This is a genomic window from Paracoccus aestuarii, assembly GCF_028553885.1.
In the GTDB taxonomy this organism is placed as follows: Bacteria; Pseudomonadota; Alphaproteobacteria; order Rhodobacterales; family Rhodobacteraceae; genus Paracoccus; species Paracoccus aestuarii.
Genome location: NZ_CP067169.1, coordinates 381,086 through 400,156, shown reverse-complemented (window position 1 = coordinate 400,156; position 19,071 = coordinate 381,086). Strand labels below are relative to the sequence as shown.

The window sequence follows — 19,071 nt, the reverse complement described above, 5'->3', positions numbered from 1 at the left end:
GCGGGAAAATATCATTATAGATTGTTGACAATCGGTGCTAACAATAGGGCGACTCAGGAAGGACGCGCCTATGAAGCTGGTTGTCATCAACCCCAACTCCACCCGGTCCATGACCGACAAGATCACCGATGCCGCCCGCGCCGTCGCATCCCCCGGCACCGTGGTCGAGGGCCGCACCGCGGATGGCGCCCCCGCCAGCATCGAGGGCCATTTCGACGAGGTCATGTGCGCCCATCACCTGCTGCGCGAGGTGCAGCGCGCCCGCGACGAGGCCGCCGATGCCGTCGTCGTGGCCTGTTTCGACGACCCCGCCATCGGCGCCTGCCGCGAGGTGATGGACGGCCCGGTGCTGGGCATCTGCGAGGCGGGCGTCAAGGCGGCGGGGATGATCGCGACCTCGTTTTCCGTCGTGACCACCCTGCCCCGGTCGGTCCCGGTGATCGAGGATCTGGTCCGCCGCTACGGCATGGCCGACCGCTGCCGCCGGGTCCGCGCCGCCGCCATCCCCGTCCTGGCGCTGGAACAGCCGGGATCGGATGCCCGCGCCCGCATCCGCGCCGAGATCCTGCGCGCCATCGAGGAGGACCGCTGCGAGGCGGTCGTGCTGGGCTGCGCGGGCATGGCCGATCTGACCGAATGGCTGACGGCGGAATGCGGCATCCCGGTCATCGACGGCGTCACCGCCGCCACGACATTCGCCGAGGCGCTGGTCCGCGCCGGGCTGAAGACCTCCAAGATTGGCGCCTATGCGCGGCCGATCCAAAAATAAGAAAACCGACATCCTCCGACAGGGAGAACCCCCATGACCACCACCACCCTGACCGCCGATGCGGTCCCCACGGATGACAAGAGGATCGGCGAGGAAAGCCTCGCCCCCCAGCAGACCCGCATCATGGACCCTTGGTCCTATCTCTTCGCCTGGCTGGGGGGCTGCGTCAGCATCGGCACCTTCACGGTCGGATCGGGGCTGGTCGGCACGCTGAACCTGGTCCAGACCGTGCTGGCCATCGCCATCGGCTGCGGGGTCATCGGCTTGGCGCTGATGATCAACGGGCGCGCGGGCCATAAATACGGCATCCCCTTCATGGTGCAGGCGCGGTCGGCCTTCGGCTTTTCGGGCACGCGCCTGCCCGCGCTGGTGCGGTCCGTCCCCGCCATCGTCTGGTACGGATTCCAGAGCTGGATCGGCGCGGGCGCGCTGAACCTGGTCTCCGAGACCATGTTCGGCTATTCCAACATCTGGGTCTTCTTCATCGGCTTCCAGTTCCTGCAGATCGGGCTGTCGGTCCTGGGCTTTCACGGCATCAAATGGCTGGAGAACATCGGCGCGGTCTTCATCATCGGCGCGCTGGTCTACATGTTCTTCAGCGTTATCGGGCGCTATGGCGACCAGATCAGCACCAACCTGATCCAGGCCGAGGGCACTTGGGGCGCGCCCTTCTGGGGGGCCACGATGCTGTTTCTGGGCGTCTATTCCACGATGATGCTGAACGTGTCGGATTATTCGCGCGAATTGCAGCACCGGGTGGGCCGGGTGCGTCAGGTGGCGATCTATGCCAATTCGATCTTTCCCGCGACGCTGTTCATGGGGCTGATCGGGCTGATGGTGTCATCCGCCACGGGCGAGGTCGACCCGATCCGCGTCTTTTCCAGCGGGGTGGACAACCCGGTCCTGCTGGTCGTGACGCTGCTCTTCATCGCCTTCGCACAGGTGACGACGAACATCCTCAACAATGTGGTGCCGCCCGCCTATGCGATGATGGACATCTTCAAGCTGCCCTTCCGGGCGGCGGCGTTGATTGTGGGCCTGCTGGCCTTCGCGTCCTTTCCCTGGCTGCTGGTGCGCGACGAATCGGCGGCGGGGCTGGGGATCTTCATCCAGACCTACAGCGCCTTTCTGGGGCCGATCTTCGCGATCCTGATCGTCGATTATTATGTCATCCGCCGCCAGTCGCTGAACCTGGACCATTTCTATGACGAGGACGGCCCCTATCGCGGCTGGAACCCGGCGGCGGTGATCGCGACCGTGGTGGGCGTGGTCGTGGCGCTGATCTTTTCCGGGATCAGCTGGTATGCCAGCCTGATCCCGGCGGGGGTCACCTATTGGCTGCTGATGCGGCACCTGCCCGCGGCGCAGCGCTTTCGCGCCTGACGCCGCAGGGGGCCGTCAGGCCGGAACCACCGGCACGGCATGCCAGATGTCGCGCATATAGCCCCGGATCGTGCGGTCGGAGGAAAAGAACCCCGACCGCGCGATGTTCAGGGCCGCCATCCGGTCCCAACCCGCCTGATCGGCATAGGCCCGATCCACCGCCCGCTGCGCCGCGAAATAGGCGTCGAAATCCGACGCGACCAGGAACGGGTCGTCGTTCCAGGTCCGGTCTAGCAGCGCGTAATAGCTCTCGGCGCGGCCGAACCGCCCCTCGGCGATCAGCTGCAGGGCGATCTTCATGTCCTCGCTGGCCTCGATGGCGCGGCGGGCATGGCCGGGGCGGGCCCTTTCCGCCGCGGCCTCCTCGGCGGTCAGGCCGAACAGGAAGAAGTTCTCGGCCCCCACATGCTCGCGGATCTCGACATTGGCGCCGTCCAGCGTGCCGATGGTCAGCGCACCGTTCATGGTGAACTTCATGTTGCCGGTGCCGGACGCCTCCTTTCCGGCGGTGCTGATCTGCTCGGAGAGATCGGCGGCGGGGATCAGATCCTCGGCCATCGAGACGTTGTAGTTCGGCGGATAGGCGATCTGCAGCAGATCGCGCGTCACCGGGTCGGCATTGATCGTCGTGGCCACATCGTTGATCAGGTGGATCACCGATTTCGCCAGCCAGTATCCCGGCGCAGCCTTGCCGCCGAATATCTTGACGCGCGGCGTCCAGTCGCCGTTCGGATCCTCGTGGATGCGATGCCACAGCGCGATCGCCTCCAGCACGTTCAGCAGCTGGCGCTTGTATTCGTGGATGCGCTTGACCTGCACGTCGAAGATCGCGTCGGGATCCGCCCTGACGCCCAGCCCCGCCAGCAGCCCGTTCGACAGCGCGGCCTTGTTGGCGCGCTTGGCGCCGTGCAGATGCTGCAGAAAGCCCGCGTCATCGGCATGGGCCGCCAGCTCCTTCAGCTGGTCTAGATCGGCGGTCCAGCCGGTGCCGATCGTGTCGTCCATGAGCCGCGTCAGCGCGGGGTTCGCCATGCGCAGCCAGCGGCGGGGCGTCACGCCGTTCGTCTGGTTCACGATCCGGTCGGGATGCAGCCGGTGCAGATCGGCAAAGACCGTGTCCTTGACCAGATCGGTATGCAGCGCCGACACGCCGTTCACGCGGCCTGCCATGATGAAGGCCAGTTCGCCCATATGGACCTGATCGCCATGCACGATGCCGATATGGGCGGGGCGGTTGGTGGTCCTGCGGTGATCCTCGTCGATCATCTGGATGATCTGCATGTGGCGCGGCAGGACGCGGCCCATCAGCCAGGTCGACCACCGCTCCAACGCCTCGGGCAGCAGGGTGTGGTTGGTATAGTTCAGCGTGCGCCGCGCCAGGTCCTGCGCGCGTTCAAAGCCTAGCCCGTGCTGGTCCATCAGCAGGCGGATCAGCTCCGGCCCGGCGATGGCGGGATGGGTGTCGTTCAGCTGGATCGCGACCTTCTCGGGCAGGATCTCCAGATCGCCATGTTCGGCCAGAAACCGCGCCAGGATATCCTGCAAGGCCGCCGAGGTCAGGAAATATTCCTGCTTCAGCCGCAGCTCCTTGCCCGATTCGGTCGTGTCGTCGGGATAGAGGACCCGCGACAGGGTCCGGGCCAGCGCCTCGGGTTCCGCCGCCGCGGTGTGGTCGCCCGCGTTGAAGCGCGACAGATCCAGCAGCGTCGTGGGCAACGCCCCCCACAGGCGCAGCGTATTGGCCCAGTCCCCGCCCCATCCGATGACCGGCGTGTCATAGGCGCGCGCGATCACGCTTTCGCCTGGATGCCAGACGGCGCGGCCATCGACCGTGTCGACATGGCCCTTGAAGCCGATCTCGTAGCTGTAGTTGATGCGCACGAATTCCCAGGGGTGCGGCTGGTTCAGCCAATCCTCGGGGGTTTCCACCTGCTGGCCGCCCTCGAAGCGTTGGCGGAACAGCCCGTGCTCATAGCGGATGCCGTAACCGAAGGCCGGGCAGTTCAGCGAGGACAGCGATTCCATGAAACAGGCCGCCAGACGGCCCAGGCCCCCGTTGCCCAGTGCCGCATCGGGTTCGTCGTCCAGGATCACCTGTTCGTCCAGACCCAGCAGGCTCAGTGCCTCGCCCATGGCGGGCTCCAGGTTCAGGTTGATGATCGCATCGCCCAGGATGCGGCCGATCAGGAATTCCATCGACAGGTAATAGACCCGCTTGGCGCCTTGGTCGCGGGCGGCGCGGATCGCCTGGACCCAAGGGCCCACCATCAGGTCGCGCACCGTATAGCTGACCGCCAGGCGCCAGTCGAAAACGGTTGCGAATTCCGGGCCGCGGCCTTGGGTATGGGTCAGGTGATGCAGGATCTGGTCGCGCAGCGCCGCGGCTGTCGGGGTCGTGGTCAAGTCGGGCCTCATGTGCAGGGTATTCAGGACATCCAGACGCGGCCATAGGGCGGCAGAACCAGCATGTCGTCATGCAGCGTCACCGTCGCGTCCGACAGGATGTCGCGCATGTCGGTCACGCCTTGAAAGCGCATCCAATCGCCCCTGACCTGTTGCCAGTTTTCGGTGAAGTTGAAAAGGCACAGAATGGTCCCCTGCGGCGCCCGACGCGCGAATGCCAGGATGGCGGGGTTGCCGCTGTCCAGAATCTCGGTCGGATGCCCGCCATGCAGGCGGTCGCAGGACCGGCGCGCGGCCAGGATGGCGCGGGTGCCGTGCAGGACGCGCCCCTCCGGGCTGTCGGGATCGGCGGCCGCGCGGGCGGCGCGGTCCCAATCCATGGCCGGGCGGTTGATCCAGCGGCTGTCATGGGCGTGTTCGGGCACGTCCAGATAGCCGTGATCGTTCCCCATCGCCACCTCGTCGCCCATATAGATCAGCGGGATGCCCCCGAAGGACGCGATCAGCGCATGGCCCATCAGCATCCGGTCCACGGCCAGATCGACGGCGCGGGGATCGCCCGCGTCCAGCCCCGCCTCCATCCCCGCCAGCGCGGCAAAGCTGCCGGCGATGCGCTTGTCGCCGGTCTCGGGGTTCTGCTGGAACAGCGCGCCGCGGGCGAAGCTGCCCGGATAGCTGCCATCGTAGAAATCCGACAGGAAGGCGCGATGCGCCGCCCCCGACAGGCCCAGGGCGCCCGCATCCTCATCGGTGATCGCCCATCCGATGTCGTCGTGACAGCGGATATAGGTCGCATAGGTCGCGTTGGTCAGCACGGGCGGGAAATGCGTGGCCAGCACATGTGTCATCAGCCGCGTGTCGCGGGTGGCCAGGGCCGACCAGTACTGGACCATCAGGCTGTTGTGATAGCACAGGTTCCCCTCGCGCCCGTCATGCTCGCCGCGGCCGAAATAGGTCAGCATCTCGGCCGGGCCGACGATGGCCTCCTCCAGGTGGATCACTGCATTGGCCGCGATCCGGGTGCAGGCGCGCAGGGCGCGCAGGATCATGTGGACCTCGGGCTGGGACTGGCAGGTGGTGCCCATGCGTTTCCACATGAAGGCCACCGCGTCCAGGCGCAGCACGTCGACGCCCTTGTTGGCCAGGTTCAGCATGATCCGCACGATCTCAAGGAACACCCGGGGATTGGCCCAGTTCAGGTCCCATTGATGGGTGTTGAAGGTGGTCCAGACCCATTTGCCGAATTCCGGGTGATGGGTGAAGCTGCCCGGGGCGGTCTCGGGGAAGATCTCGACCAGCGATGCCTCATAGGCGCGGGGCAGCGTGTCGTCGTCGAACATCAGATACATGTCCTGGTATTCGGGATCGCCCGCCGCCGCGCGCCGCGCCCAGTCATGTTCCTGCGCGGTGTGGTTCAGCACCAGATCGACGCAGAGCGACATGCCCCGGTCGCGCATGGCCCCGGCCAGCCGCACCAGATCGGCCATCCGCCCATAGGCCGGGTTGATCTGGCGGTAATCCATCACCGAATAGCCGCCATCGCTGTCGCCCGGGCGCGGCATCAGGCAGGGCATCAGATGGACATAGCTGATGCCCAGGTCGCGCAGGTAATCCAGCCGGTCCTGCATCCCCGCCAGATTGCCCGCGAACCGGTCGACATAGCAGGCATAGCCCGCCATGCCGGACCGCTGGAACCAGTCCGGCTCCAGATCCCGGGCCAGGTCCAGGCGTTTCAGGTCCGCGGGGCGCGCGGCCCAGCCCTCGCGCAGCGCCCCCTCCAGCGCGGCGCGGAAAGCGTCGTAATCGGGGCGGTCGCCATAGAGACGCTCCAGCATGGGCCAGAGGTCCGGGGCGCTGCGGGCCATCCGCATGTCGAAGATGGAGGCGGTCATCGGGACACCAGCACGAAGGCCGCGACGCTGTCGGTGGCAACGGGCTCCAGGACCTGGGCGGGCAGGTCGGTATCGTCGTCGCGCGCGCTGTCCAGGCGGCGGCGCCACTGGCCGCGCGGCGCGTCGGGCAGGCGCACCTGGGCCGCCTCGCCGCGGTTGAAGACCAGAAACACCGCCCCCGCCAGCGCCGCATAGGGCGGCGTGCCGGAGGCCATGCGCATCTCGGCCGCCAGCAGGCGGCGATGGGGGTCGTTCCAGTCGTCGGGCGTCATCGGCGCCCCGTCGGCCCGGCGCCAGAACAGGTCGGGCAGCCCGTCCTGTTCGCGGGGCTGGCTGTGCAGGAACCGTTTCTGCCGCAGGATCGGATGGGCGCGGCGAAAGGCGATGACCCGGCGCACGAAGGCTAGAAAGGCCGGGTCCGCCCCGTCCCAATCGACCCAGCCCGTGGCATTGTCCTGGGCATAGGCGTTGTTGTTGCCACCTTGGCTGTTGCCCAGCTCGTCGCCCGCCAGCAGCATGGGCGTGCCTTGGGACAGCATCAGCGTGGCGATCAGGTTGCGGCGGCGGCGGTCGCGGGCGGCGGTGATCGCAGGGTCGTCGGTCGGACCTTCGGCGCCCATATTGTCGGACAGGTTGTGGTTGTGGCCGTCGCGGTTCTCCTCGCCATTGGCCTCGTTGTGCTTGTCGTTGAAGCTGACGGTGTCCATCAGCGTGAATCCGTCATGGGCGGCCACGAAATTCACCGAACTGGTGGCAGACCGCCCGTCATGGTCGAACCGCGCCGCCGATCCCGCCACGCGCTTGCCCAGCTTGCCGATCAGCCCCGCATCGCCGCGCCAGAAACCGCGGATCTGGTCGCGATAGCGGTCGTTCCATTCCGCGAAGGGCGCGGGGTATGCGCCCAGCTGATACCCCCCCGGCCCGATATCCCAGGGTTCCGCGATCAGCTTGACGCGGTTCAGGACCGGGTCCTGGCGGATCGCCCGGAACAGCGGCGCGTCGCGGTCGAACACCCCGCGCGTGCGCCCCAGCACCGATGCCAGGTCGAAGCGGAACCCGTCCACATGCATCACCTCGACCCAGTAGCGCAGCGAATCCATCACCAGCCGCAGCGTGAAGGGGCTGTCCAGGTTCAGCACATTGCCCGTGCCGGCATCATTGACATAATAGCGCGGATCCTCGGCCAGGCGGTAATAGGCGGCATTGTCCAAGCCCCGGAAGGACAGGGTCGGGCCCATCTGGTTGCCCTCGGCGGTGTGGTTGTAGACCACGTCCAGGATCACCTCGATACCGGCCTTGTGGAACCGCGCGACCATCTGCTGGAATTCGGCGATGTCGCCGTCGCGCATATAGCGCGGCTCGGGCGCGAAGAAGCCGTAGGACATGTAGCCCCAGTAATTCGTCAGCCCCTTGTCGGTCAAGAACCGGTCATCGGCGAAGGCATGGACGGGCAGCAGCTCGACCGCGGTGATGCCGAGGCGGGTCAGGTGGTCCAGCACCTGCGGCGAGGCCATGGCCGAATAGGTCCCCGCATGGGGGATGTCGGCGCGGCCCGCGGTCATGCCCTTCACATGGGCCTCGTAGATCACCGTCTCGGACCAGGGGCGGCGCAGGGGGCGGTCCTCGGACCAGGCGAAGCTGGGATCGGTGACCACGCATTTGGGCATGTGATGGGCGCTGTCGCGGCGGTCGAAGGACAGGTCGGCATCGGCATGGCCCGCGCGATAGCCGTGGATCGCGTCATGGGCGGCGGGCCGGCCCGTCAGCCGCTTGGCATAGGGGTCGATCAGCAGCTTGTTGGGGTTGAAGCGGTGCCCCTGCTGCGGGCGATAGGGGCCATGGACGCGCAGCCCGTATTTCTGGCCCGGCCGCAGCCCCTCGGCATAGCCGTGCCAGACATGGCCGTCGCGTTCGGGCAGGTCGATCCGGGTCTCCTTGTTGCGCTCGTCGAACAGGCACAGCACGACCCGGTCGGCATGCTGGGAAAACACCGCGAAATTGACGCCGGCGCCGTCGAATGTGGCCCCGAGCGGCCATGGCTGTCCGGCGGTGATGGCGGGAAAGGAAGGGGTCATCCGGGTCCTGTCAGCTGCGCGTAAAGGTCGCGATAGGCGCGCGCCGATGCGGCCCATCCGACCGGCTGCGCCATCGCGTTGCGCTGCAGGCGGGACCATGTTTCGCGGTCGGCGTAAAGCCCCCCCAAGCGCGCCAAGGCACCGCGCAGCGCGCCCGCGGTCACCGGGGCGAACTGGATGCCCGTCGCCACGCCCCGGGCCAGGGCCGCGGGGGATGCGTTGATGACCGTATCGGCCAGCCCCCCGGTCAGCGCCACGACCGGCACCGTGCCATAGCGCAGCCCGTATAGCTGGGTCAGGCCGCAGGGCTCGAACCGGGACGGCACCAGGATCGCGTCGCCCCCCGCGATCATGCGATGCGACAGCCCCTCGTCATAGCCGATGCGAACCGCGACCCCGGGCGCGCGGGCGGCGTCGCGAAAGGCCTGCTCCAACCCCGGATCGCCCGATCCCAGCACGGCCAGCTGGCCGCCCATGGCCGTCAGGTCGTCCAGAACCTCCAGCAGCAGGTCCAGCCCCTTCTGATGCGTCATGCGCGAGATGACGACGGAAAGCGGCCCCGGCGCCTCCGGCAGGCCCATCTCGGCCCGAAGCGCGGCGCGGGCGGCGGCCTTTCCGGCCGGGTCGCGATAGGGGATGATCGCGGGATCGGCTGCGGGGTTCCAGGCATCCTCGTCGATGCCGTTCAGGATGCCGGTCAGCGCATGGCGGCGATGGCGCATCACCCCGTCCAGGCCCATGCCGAATTGGGGGGTCATCAGCTCCTCGGCATAGGTGGGGGATACGGTGGTCAGCGCATCCGCCCCCATCAGCCCCGCCTTCAGCGCCGAGACCGCGCCCCAGAACTCATAGCCCTCGGCGTGAAAGCGCCACGGATCCAGCCGCAGCGCGCCGATGCGGGCGGGATCGGCGGGGCCGTTGAAGGCGATGTTGTGGATGGTCAGCACCGTGCGCGGCCCGCCGCCCAGGCCCGGCAGGTATTCGGTCATCAGCCCCGCCTGCCAGTCATGGCCGTGCAGCACATGCGGGCGCCAGCCGTCCAGACCCCGCGCCCCGATCATCGCGCCGACCCAAGACAGCGCGGCAAATCGTTCGGGATTGTCCGGCCAGTCGCGCCCGTCCGGCCCCAGATAGGGATTGCCCGGCCGCGCATAGAGATGCGGCGCGTCGATCGCCACCAGGTCCAGCCCCGCCGCCCGCCCCTCGACCACGGTCGCGGGGCCGCCGAACAGATCGTCCAGCCGCAGGACGCGGCGCGCACCCTCCAGCGCGGCCATGACGGCGGGATAGCCTGGCAGCAGGACGCGCATCCGCACCCCCACCCCCGCCAGCGCGGCGGGCAGCGCGCCCACCACATCGGCCAGCCCCCCGGTCTTGACCAGGGGCGTGCATTCCGATGCGACCGACAGGACCCGGATCACGATGCCGCCGCCCGCCGGTCCAGCATGTCCTGGGTGATCAGCGTCACGCCGCCCTCGCTGACGCGGAACCAGCGGGCGTCCTCCTCGGGGTCCTCGCCCACGACCAGGCCTTCGGGGATGATAACGCGGCTGTCGATGACCACGTTCTTCAGCCGGGCATGGCGATGCACGGTGACATAGGGCAGCACCACCGCGTGATCCAGGACCGCGTAGCTGTTGGTATGCACCTCGGTGAACAGCAGCGAGTTGCGGATCTCGGTCCCCGAGACGATGCAGCCGCCCGACACCATCGAGGATATGGCGACGCCGCGGCGGTCCTTTTCGTCATGGATGAACTTGGCGGGCGGCACGCTTTCGGAATAGGTCCAGATCGGCCAGTCGCGGTCCCAGAGGTTCAGTTCCGGCGTGAAATCCGTCAGCGCGATATTGGCCTGCCAGAAGGCGTCGACCGTGCCCACGTCGCGCCAATAGGCCGGCGCGCCCGGCGCACGCACGCAGGAGGTGTCGAACTGATGCGCCATGGCCTTGCCGTCGCGCACGATCCGCGGGATCAGGTCAGTGCCGAAATCATGGCTGGAATCCGGGTCCTCGGCGTCGCGCATCAGCAGGTCGCGCAGGAAGGCCCAGTTGAAGACATAGATCCCCATCGAGGCCAGGGCCTTGTCCGGCGCGCCGGGCATGCCGGGCGGATCGGCGGGCTTTTCCAGGAATGACAGGATCCGCCCGGTCGCGTCCACATCCATCACGCCGAAGGCCGTGGCCTCCATCCGCGGCACGGTCAGGCAGCCCACGGTGACATCCGCCCCGCTGGCCACATGCTCGCGCAGCATGATCTCGTAATCCATCTTGTAGATGTGGTCGCCCGCCAGAATGATGATGTAATCGACATCGTAATCGTCGACGATGTCGATGTTCTGGGTCACCGCATCGGCGGTGCCGCGATACCAGTGATCCTCGTTGGTGCGCTGGCTGGCGGGCAGGATGTCCAGGAACTCGTTGCGTTCCGCGCGAAAGAAGTTCCAGCCCCGCTGGCAATGCCGGATCAGGCTGTGGGCCTTGTATTGCGTGGCGATCGCGATCTTGCGGATGCCGGAATTCATCGCGTTGGACAGCGCGAAGTCGATGATGCGGGTCTTACCGCCGAAGAAGACCGCGGGCTTCACCCGCCGGTCGGTCAGTTCGCGCAGGCGCGATCCGCGCCCTCCGGCCAGCACGAAGGCCATGGCCCGCCGGGTCAGTCGCTGGTTCTCAGCCATCTGGGGTCCTCCCACCCTGTCAATTCCTGTCATCCGCCACGAAGATCACCACCGACAGCGGCGGCAGGGTCACGGCGGCCGATGCGGGCTGGCCGTCCTGGCCCGGCCCGTCGGCACTCACCCCGCCCATGTTGCCCATGCCGCTGCCGCCATAGATCGCGGCATCGGTGTTGATCGCCTCGCGCCAGGGGCCGGGGCGGGGCATGCCGATGCGGAAGCCGGTCCGCGGCACGGGGGTGAAGTTGCAGGCCACGACGACGGGCGGATCGCCCGCCTCGCCGATGCGCTGCCAGACATAGGTCGATTGCGCGGGATCGGTGGCGATCCACTGGAACCCGCCGGGATCGGCGTCGCGCCGGTGCAGGGCGGGCGTCTCGCGATAGATCCGGTTCAGGTCGCGCACCAGCGCCTGCACCCCCTGATGGGGGGCCTGGGCCGCCGCATGCCAGTTCAGCTCGCCGTCATGGTTCCATTCCTCGGGCTGGGCGAATTCGCAGCCCATGAAGATCAGCTTCTTGCCCGGATGCCCCCACATGAAGCCGTAATAGGCCCTGAGATTGGCGAATTGCTGCCACGCGTCGCCGGGCATCTTGCGCAGCATGGACCCCTTGCCATGGACCACCTCGTCATGGCTGATCGGCAGGATGAAGTTCTCGGAAAACGCATAGACCAGGCCAAAGCTCATCAGGTCGTGATGATGGCGGCGATGGACCGGGTCATGCGCCATGTAGCGCAGCGTGTCGTTCATCCAGCCCATGTTCCATTTGAACCCGAAGCCCAGCCCCCCCATGTCCACCGGGGCCGAGACCATGGGAAAGGACGTGCTTTCCTCGGCCACGGTCATGATGCCCGGATGCTGGCCATAGGTCTGGACGTTCATCGCCTGCAGAAAGGCGATGGCCTCGTAATTCTCGCGCCCGCCGTCGCGGTTGGGCACCCATTCGCCGTCGCGCCGCGAATAGTCGCGATAGAGCATCGAGGCCACCGCATCCACGCGCAGCCCGTCGATATGGTATTCCTCCAGCCAATAGAGCGCGTTGGCGGTCAGGAAATTCTGCACCTCGGTCCGGCCGTAATTGTAGATCAGCGTGTTCCAGTCCTGATGGAACCCCTCGCGCGGGTCGGCATGTTCGTAAAGCGCGGTGCCGTCGAACCGCGCCAGCCCATGCGGATCGGTCGGGAAATGCCCCGGCACCCAGTCCAGCAGCACGCCCAGGCCCGCCTGATGCGCCGCATCGACCAGATCGCGGAACTCATGCGGCGGCCCGAAGCGGATCGTCGGCGCATAGAGGCCCACCGGCTGATAGCCCCATGACCCGTCGAAGGGAAACTCGCTGACCGGCATCAGTTCCAGGTGGGTGAAGCCCATGTCCTTGGCATAGGCGACCAGGTCGCGGGCCAGTTCCCTGTAGGACAGGGGCCGGCCGTTCTGATCCCACCGGCGCCGCCAGCTGCCCGGATGCACCTCGTAGATGCTGATGGGGGCGCGGCGGTCCTGCGCCTCGGCGCGCGACCCCATCCACGCGTCGTCGCGCCAGCCATAGCCCGCGATGTCGCGCACGATGCTGGCCTTTTCCGGCGGGTGCTGGCTGCCGAAGCCGACTGGATCGGCCTTCTGCGTCACCGCGCCCGACTGGTCCAGGATCTCGTATTTGTAGAGCGCCCCGTCCCCCGGCCCGGGCAGGAAGATCTCCCACACCCCCTGGCCCACGCGGCGCATCGGGTGGCGGCGGCCGTCCCATTCGTTGAAATCGCCGATGACCGACACGCGCCGCGCATTGGGCGCCCAGACCGCGAAATGCGTGCCCGCCACGCCTTCATGCGTCATCGGATGGGCGCCCAAGGCCTGCCACAGGCGCCGATGCGTGCCCTCGGCCAGCAGATGCAGGTCCATCTCGCCCAGAACGGGACCGAACCGATAGGGGTCGTCGAAATCCCATTCCGCCCCCGCCCCGCTCTGCGCGCGCAGGCGGTAAGGGCCGTCGGGGATGGGACCGGCGAAGATGTCGCCCTCGACCCGGTCCAAGGGGATCACGCCCGCCCCCGTCACCGCCGACAGCGCGGCCAGGCCCGGATGAAAGGCGGTCAGCCACAGCCCCCCGTCATGGGCCTTCGGTCCCAGGACCGCGAAGGGGTGCCCCATCCGCCCCCGGTTCAGGGCCTCCCGGTCGTTGCGCGCAAGCTGCGGCCCTGTCGCCATGTCGATCCATACCCCGTCCCGGCCCGATCAGGATTCGGGCAATTGCCTGACCAACGCTAATCGGTCCTTTTTGATCCCGCCAGAGTCATGCAGGATCGGGCCGACTCGAACGGACAAGGTGACGATGATGGTTGAATGGTGGCGCGACGCGGTGATCTATCAGATCTATCCGCGCAGCTTTCAGGACAGCGACGGCGACGGGGTGGGCGATCTGCCCGGCATCACCCGCAGGCTGGACCATGTGGCGGGGCTGGGGGCGGATGCGATCTGGCTGTCGCCCTTCTTCACCTCTCCGCAAAAGGACATGGGCTATGATGTCAGCGACTATACCGATGTCGACCCGCTCTTCGGCAGCCTGGCCGATTTCGACGCCATGGTGGCGCGGGCGCATGATCTGGGGCTGAAGGTCATCATCGACCAGGTCATCAGCCATTCCTCGGACAAGCATCCCTGGTTCGAGGAAAGCCGCCAGTCGCGCGACAATCCCAAGGCCGACTGGTATGTCTGGGCCGATCCGAAACCCGACGGCACGCCGCCCAACAACTGGCCCTCGGTCTTCGGCGGCCCGGCCTGGGAATGGGAACCGCGGCGCAGGCAGTACTACCTGCACAACTTCCTGATCGAACAGCCCGACCTGAACATGTGGAACCCCGCCGTTCAGGACGCGCTGCTGGACACGATGCGCTTCTGGCTGGAACGTGGCGTGGACGGGTTCCGCCTGGACACGGTGAACTACTATTTCCACGACGCGAAACTGCGCGACAACCCGCCCAATCCCGATCACAAGGGCCCCGAGACCTACGGCTTCCAGCGCCATGTCCATTCCAAGAACCAGCCCGAGAACATCGCCTTCCTGAAGCGGATGCGCGCGCTGACCGATGAATACGACGCACGGATGATGGTGGGCGAGGTCGGCGATGGCGGCCAGGCGGCCATCGACATCATGGGCGATTACACCCTGGGCGATGACCGGCTGCACATGTGCTACAGCTTCGAGATGCTCAGCCCGGACTTCACCGCCGCGCATTTCCGCCACACGATCCAGGGCGTGCATGACCATGCCCCCGACAGCCATTCCTGCTGGTCCTTTTCCAACCATGACGTCTTCCGCCACGTGACCCGGTGGGCCAAGCATGGCGAAACGCCCGAGGCCCTGGCCCGCCAGTCCGCGGCGATGCTGATGTCCTTTCCCGGCACCATCTGCCTCTATCAGGGCGAGGAGCTGGGCCAGACCGAGACCGCGCTGGTCTATGAGGAACTGACCGACCCCCCGGCCCTGCGCTTCTGGCCCGAGGTGAAGGGCCGCGACGGCTGCCGCACGCCGATGGTCTGGGATGCGGACGCCCCGCAGGCGGGCTTCTCGGATGCCGACCCCTGGCTGCCGGTCAAGCCGGAACAGGCCGCGCGTGCGGTGGCTGGCCAGACCGGCAATGACAGCGTGCTGGCCACCTATCGCGGGGTGATCGCGTGGCGCAAGGGATCGCTGGCGCTGCGCTACGGGGCCACGACCTTCCTCGACCTGCCCGAGCCGGTCCTGGCCTTCCGCCGCGACCACGAGGGCCAGGCACTGACCGCCGTCTTCAACCTGTCGCCCAAGCCGGTGCAGGTGACGGTCGCGGGGGACACCGCGCTGGAGGGTCCCGGCCATGCCGATCTGGCGGATGGGCGGCTGGACCTGCCCGCCAACGGCTATGCCTGGCTGACCGGCGCGCCGGACCTGTCGATGTGATCCCGTACCCCGGGGGCCCTTCAGCCCCCGGGACGCCGCCGGCTGAACAGCGCCACCGCCAGATAGGCCCCCGCCGCGGCAAAGATCATCGCCCAGGCCGGGTTGCCGGTCCACAGCTCCACCCCCGCCCAGATCATGGGCAGCACGACGCACAGCACCCGCACCCACAGCCTGCGGAAGAAGGGGGCGTTCGGATCGACGAGCTTCATTCGGTCTTTTCTCCAAGGCTGGGTGCGGGCCCGGGCCGGGGGGTCCGGGGGGCTGGCCCCCCGGCCGTCGCGGGACGCAGGATGCCGCGCTGCCACGGAGGATCGCCACTGAACGCCCCCGCGATATGGTCGATGAAGGCGCGGGTCTTGGGCGGCAGCGGCCGGATCGGCGGCCAGACCACGCTGATCGGCAGCGGCTGCTGCGCCAGGCCCGGCAGGACCTGCACCAGCCGCCCGTCGCGCAACGCGTCATGCACGATGAACAGCGGCAGCAGCGCCAGCCCCAGCCCGCCCACGGCCATGTCGCGCATCGCCTCGCCGTTGTTCGCCATGATCCGCCCGCCGCGCGGCGCGGCGACCTCCGGGCCGAAGGGCCAGACCTCGGCCAGCCGGGCGTTCAGATATCCGATCGCCTCATGCCCGGCCAGATCGCCCGGCCCCACGATGGGCGGGTGCAGCGCCAGGTAATCCGGGCTGGCGACCAGCAGGCGCGGATCCTCGCAGAGCCTGCGCGCCATCAGGCTGCTATCCTTCAGATGCCCGATCCGCAGCCCCAGATCGAACCCCGCCCGGCCCAGATCCGTATGCCGGTCGTCGTAATCCAGCACGATCTCTAGCCCCGGATGGGCGCGGGCGAAACCCGCGATGACCGGCCCCAGATGGCGGATGCCAAAGCTCATCGGCGCGGCGATGGCCAGCCGCCCGCGCAGGCCCGCCCCGCCGCCCTGCGCGCTTTCCGTCGCCGCGACCAGCTCGGCCAAGGCGGGGCGCAGCCGCTCGGCCAGGCTCAGCGCGCTGTCGGTGGGCGCGATCCGCCCCGCATGGCGGGTGAACAGCGCCACCCCAATGGCAGCCTCGAAATCGCTGATGCGCTTGCTGACCACCGATTTCGACAGATCCGCCCGCGCCGCAGCCCCCGAGATGCTGCCCGCGTCCAGAACCGCCAGAAAGGTCTCGATATCGGTGATCGTCCATCCCATCCGCACAGCATGGCAAGCTGCGCCTCCGTTCGCAAGAACCGAACGCGGCGTTGCCCGCCCGGCGGGTGCCGCGAACGCCGCCCCTGCGCCATATTGAACTCAAAGCACAGGAGGCACCCCATGCAACTGACCGGAATCCACCATTTGACGGCGATCACCGCCAATGCGCCGGGCAACAACCGCTTCTATACCGAAACGCTCGGGCTGCGCCGGGTCAAGAAGACGGTGAACCAGGACGACACCTCGGCCTATCATCTGTTCTTTGCCGATGGCGCAGGCAGCCCGGGCACCGACATCACCTTCTTCGACTGGCCCGCCGCCCCCGAACGGCGCGGCACCAACGCGATCACCCGCACGGGCCTGCGCGTGGGCGCGGACAGCCTGGATTACTGGGCCGACCGCCTGAACGGTCTGGCGGGCCGGATCACCACGCTGGACGGCCGCCCGTCCCTGGATGTCGAGGACCCGGAGGGTCAGCGCCTGCGCCTGATCGCCGCCCCCGATCCTGTGGGCCAGCCGTGGGGGGGCAGCGACGTGCCCGCCGAACACCAGATCCGCGGCTTGGGGCCCATCACCATCTCGGTCCCCGATCTGGGCCCGACCGAGGCGGTGCTGACCCGCGTGATGAACATGCGCCGCGTCCGCGACTATCCCAGCCCGGACGGCCAAGGCCAGGTCCATGTCTTCCAGATGGGCGAGGGCGGCGCCGCGGCGGAACTGCATGTCGCGGTCCAGCCCGACCTGCCGCAGGCGCGCCAAGGCGCGGGCGGGGTCCATCACGTGGCCTTCCGCGTCCCCGACACGGATGCGCTGACCGCCTGGACCCAGCATGTGTCCCAGTTCCGCGTCCCCAATTCGGGCGAGGTCGAGCGGTTCTACTTCCGCTCCCTCTATTTCCGCGAGCCGGGCGGCAACCTGTTCGAACTGGCGACCGACGGCCCCGGCTTCGACGTGGACGAACCCTTCGAGACGATGGGCGAATCCCTGTCCCTGCCCCCCTTCCTGGAGGCCAAGCGCCCGCAGATCGAGGCGAACCTGAAACCCCTAGTCTGACGATGTTGCACCGCTGCAACAATCACGCGGCGGTGCAGAAACCTTTTGCCCGCGAATGAAACCCCGCAGGGGGGCCGGGCATTGTCCCCCAGTAACCGAGGAATGAGTCCCCCGCCCCTGACATGGTCAGCGGCGGGGTTTTTTCATGCGCCCAGCCAGTCGGCCGCGATGCGCAGGTCGTCCTGGGCCAGTTGATGCCCGCCGGGCACCATGCGCGCATCCAGATCCGCCCCCGACCGCGCCAGCCAATCGTTCAGCGCCGGGGCATGGACGCCATAGGGATCGCCCTGCCCCGCCAAGGTCAGCACGGCCAGCCCGGTCAGGTCCGCCTCGGGCACCGGGTCCAAGGCCAGCATCGGCCGCATCAGCACCGCGCGGCGGATCAGGCCGGGATGCAGCGCCATCACGGCGCCTGCGAAATTCGCCCCGTTGGAATAGCCCAGCACCGCGATCCGGTCCGCGTCCAGGTCATAGGCCGCGACCGCATCCCGCCAGAACCCGGCAAAGGCCTCGGCCTCGGCGCGGATGTCGTCCTGATCGAAGGTCGTCATGGACAGGCGGCGAAAGAACCGCGCCACGCCCTCCTCGGTCGACCGCCCGCGCAGGCCCAGCAGCGTCGCGCGGGGCGCGATGCGATGGGCCAGGGGCATCAGGTCGGTTTCCGACCCGCCGGTGCCGTGCAGCAGGATCAGGGTCGATCCGTCCGGGTCCTCAGGGGTGTGGATGCGGTGGGTGAAGGGCAGATCGCGCATGGGTCTCCTTTCCTCGCCCGGTCGGGCGAATTGCGGCAGGCGCAGCCGCAGGTCGGTGCTGTCGTCGAAATGGGGCGGGACCATCAGGGTCCGGCCAAGCTGGGCCTCGTCGATGCCCATGCCGGGACCATCGGTCGCGGCCTCGATCAAGAGGCCCGCCGGGTCGCGCATATAGAGGGACGCGAAATACAGCCGGTCATGGGCGGTGGTGTCGGTCAGGGCGCTCGCATGGGCCTCCAGCGCGGCACGGTCGGGGACGCGCAGGGCGACATGGTCGATCACCCCGGTGCCGGGAATGCCCGGCACGAAGCCCGCCGCATCGCGGATGTCCAGCTCGTCACGGTCGGACCGCAGGCGCGTCACGCCCCCCTCCGTCCCCGCAGGGCGGTAACCGAAGCGTGCAAGGAACGCCGCCGTCGCCGCTGCATCCTCGGACCACAGCGTCGCACCCGCCAGATGCGCGGGCGGCGCGGGCCAGCCCGCATCGGCGATGTCCAGCCCCACCAGCTTGACGATGATCCCGTCCGGGTCGCGCAGGCGCAGCACCGGATCGCCGAATTCGCGCATCGGTCCCTGCACCGACAGCCCGTGCTGCATGGCGCGGGTCAGCCAGTCGCCGATCCGCCCGCGCGGGATGGCCAGCGCGATCTCGGCCGCCTGGCCATGGCCCACCCGGCCCGCCGCCCCGCCCTGCCAGACGAGGAAGCTGACCAGCGTCCCCGGCGCGCCCGCGGCATCGCCATAGAACAGATGCAGCTGTTCCGCATCCTCGAAGCCCGCGGTCTGCTTGACCAGCGACAGGCCCAGAAAGCCCATCCAGAAATCGACATTGGCCTGCACGTCGCGCGTGATGGCCGTGACATGATGAAGTCCGCTCATGGTGACCCCCTTTCGCCCCCCAAGATGCCGCGCGGGACCGTTCGGCGCCACGCGGGCGCGCCGCAACCCG

The 19,071-nt window shown here is 68.0% G+C and carries 13 protein-coding genes; 4 read left to right on the top strand and 9 right to left on the bottom strand.

The features are described from left to right. Positions 1 to 70 precede the first annotated feature (70 nt). Both JHW48_RS01980 and JHW48_RS01975 read left to right on the top strand, forming a co-directional pair. Positions 71 to 769: an aspartate/glutamate racemase family protein gene (locus tag JHW48_RS01980; protein WP_119884826.1), complete on the top strand. Its 699-nt coding sequence runs from the start codon at positions 71 to 73 to the stop codon at positions 767 to 769. 33 nt (positions 770 to 802) lie between these two features. Further along, on the top strand, positions 803 to 2,152 hold the full coding sequence (locus JHW48_RS01975; RefSeq protein WP_119884825.1) for an NCS1 family transporter: 1,350 nt from the start codon (positions 803 to 805) through the stop codon (positions 2,150 to 2,152). Positions 2,153 to 2,167: 15 nt separating this feature from the next. Here JHW48_RS01975 and JHW48_RS01970 read toward each other — a convergent pair whose 3' ends face one another. The 6 genes from JHW48_RS01970 to glgB are packed head-to-tail and all read right to left on the bottom strand — an operon-like array spanning position 2,168 to position 13,399. After that, positions 2,168 to 4,567 (bottom strand): glycogen/starch/alpha-glucan phosphorylase, encoded by a 2,400-nt coding sequence (locus JHW48_RS01970; RefSeq protein WP_119884824.1) that lies wholly within the window; start codon positions 4,565 to 4,567, stop codon positions 2,168 to 2,170. Positions 4,568 to 4,578: 11 nt separating this feature from the next. Then, positions 4,579 to 6,447: an alpha-amylase family glycosyl hydrolase gene (locus tag JHW48_RS01965; RefSeq protein WP_119884823.1), complete on the bottom strand. Its 1,869-nt coding sequence runs from the start codon at positions 6,445 to 6,447 to the stop codon at positions 4,579 to 4,581. Continuing rightward, positions 6,444 to 8,522 (bottom strand): glycogen debranching protein GlgX, encoded by a 2,079-nt coding sequence (gene glgX / locus JHW48_RS01960; RefSeq protein ID WP_119884822.1) that lies wholly within the window; start codon positions 8,520 to 8,522, stop codon positions 6,444 to 6,446. Before glgX ends, JHW48_RS01965 begins: the two co-directional genes overlap by 4 nt. Beyond that, positions 8,519 to 9,943, bottom strand: coding sequence for a glycogen synthase GlgA (gene glgA, locus JHW48_RS01955; protein WP_119884821.1), 1,425 nt, complete (start codon positions 9,941 to 9,943; stop codon positions 8,519 to 8,521). The genes glgX and glgA overlap by 4 nt, the downstream gene beginning before the upstream one ends. Next, positions 9,940 to 11,199 (bottom strand): glucose-1-phosphate adenylyltransferase, encoded by a 1,260-nt coding sequence (gene glgC, locus JHW48_RS01950; protein WP_119884820.1) that lies wholly within the window; start codon positions 11,197 to 11,199, stop codon positions 9,940 to 9,942. Before glgC ends, glgA begins: the two co-directional genes overlap by 4 nt. Before the next feature lie 19 nt (positions 11,200 to 11,218). Further along, on the bottom strand, positions 11,219 to 13,399 hold the full coding sequence (gene glgB / locus JHW48_RS01945; RefSeq protein ID WP_119884819.1) for a 1,4-alpha-glucan branching protein GlgB: 2,181 nt from the start codon (positions 13,397 to 13,399) through the stop codon (positions 11,219 to 11,221). Positions 13,400 to 13,526: 127 nt separating this feature from the next. Between glgB and JHW48_RS01940 the strand changes: the two genes are divergently transcribed. Beyond that, the gene (locus tag JHW48_RS01940; RefSeq protein WP_119884892.1) at positions 13,527 to 15,128 is read left to right on the top strand and encodes an alpha-glucosidase; all 1,602 of its coding nucleotides are present in this window, start codon (positions 13,527 to 13,529) and stop codon (positions 15,126 to 15,128) included. 20 nt (positions 15,129 to 15,148) lie between these two features. On the opposite strand, the gene JHW48_RS01935 is transcribed toward JHW48_RS01940, so the two are convergent. Together JHW48_RS01935 and JHW48_RS01930 are read right to left on the bottom strand one after the other, a co-directional pair. After that, positions 15,149 to 15,337 (bottom strand): hypothetical protein, encoded by a 189-nt coding sequence (locus JHW48_RS01935; protein ID WP_119884818.1) that lies wholly within the window; start codon positions 15,335 to 15,337, stop codon positions 15,149 to 15,151. Further along, positions 15,334 to 16,317, bottom strand: coding sequence for a LysR family transcriptional regulator (locus JHW48_RS01930; RefSeq protein WP_119884817.1), 984 nt, complete (start codon positions 16,315 to 16,317; stop codon positions 15,334 to 15,336). Before JHW48_RS01930 ends, JHW48_RS01935 begins: the two co-directional genes overlap by 4 nt. A gap of 120 nt (positions 16,318 to 16,437) precedes the next feature. On the opposite strand from JHW48_RS01930, the gene JHW48_RS01925 reads away from it, so the two are divergent. Beyond that, positions 16,438 to 17,370, top strand: a complete 933-nt coding sequence (locus tag JHW48_RS01925) for a ring-cleaving dioxygenase (RefSeq protein ID WP_119884816.1) — start codon at positions 16,438 to 16,440, stop codon at positions 17,368 to 17,370. A 143-nt stretch (positions 17,371 to 17,513) separates the two neighbouring features. Here the strand turns inward: JHW48_RS01925 and JHW48_RS01920 are convergent, their stop codons facing one another. After that, the gene (locus tag JHW48_RS01920) at positions 17,514 to 19,001 is read right to left on the bottom strand and encodes a VOC family protein (RefSeq protein ID WP_119884815.1); all 1,488 of its coding nucleotides are present in this window, start codon (positions 18,999 to 19,001) and stop codon (positions 17,514 to 17,516) included. Positions 19,002 to 19,071: the final 70 nt, after the last annotated feature.

What these genes read in the sequence shown, in the direction of transcription:
- JHW48_RS01965 (WP_119884823.1), bottom strand. Translation starts at nt 6,447, where the DNA reads ATGACCGCCTCCATCTTCGACATGCGGATGGCCCGCAGCGCCCCGGAC.
- JHW48_RS01980 (WP_119884826.1), top strand. Translation starts at nt 71, where the DNA reads ATGAAGCTGGTTGTCATCAACCCCAACTCCACCCGGTCCATGACCGAC.
- JHW48_RS01920 (WP_119884815.1), bottom strand. Translation starts at nt 19,001, where the DNA reads ATGAGCGGACTTCATCATGTCACGGCCATCACGCGCGACGTGCAGGCC.
- JHW48_RS01925 (WP_119884816.1), top strand. Translation starts at nt 16,438, where the DNA reads ATGCAACTGACCGGAATCCACCATTTGACGGCGATCACCGCCAATGCG.
- JHW48_RS01940 (WP_119884892.1), top strand. Translation starts at nt 13,527, where the DNA reads ATGGTTGAATGGTGGCGCGACGCGGTGATCTATCAGATCTATCCGCGC.
- glgB (WP_119884819.1), bottom strand. Translation starts at nt 13,399, where the DNA reads ATGGCGACAGGGCCGCAGCTTGCGCGCAACGACCGGGAGGCCCTGAAC.
- JHW48_RS01930 (WP_119884817.1), bottom strand. Translation starts at nt 16,317, where the DNA reads ATGGGATGGACGATCACCGATATCGAGACCTTTCTGGCGGTTCTGGAC.
- glgX (WP_119884822.1), bottom strand. Translation starts at nt 8,522, where the DNA reads ATGACCCCTTCCTTTCCCGCCATCACCGCCGGACAGCCATGGCCGCTC.
- JHW48_RS01970 (WP_119884824.1), bottom strand. Translation starts at nt 4,567, where the DNA reads ATGAGGCCCGACTTGACCACGACCCCGACAGCCGCGGCGCTGCGCGAC.
- JHW48_RS01975 (WP_119884825.1), top strand. Translation starts at nt 803, where the DNA reads ATGACCACCACCACCCTGACCGCCGATGCGGTCCCCACGGATGACAAG.
- glgC (WP_119884820.1), bottom strand. Translation starts at nt 11,199, where the DNA reads ATGGCTGAGAACCAGCGACTGACCCGGCGGGCCATGGCCTTCGTGCTG.
- JHW48_RS01935 (WP_119884818.1), bottom strand. Translation starts at nt 15,337, where the DNA reads ATGAAGCTCGTCGATCCGAACGCCCCCTTCTTCCGCAGGCTGTGGGTG.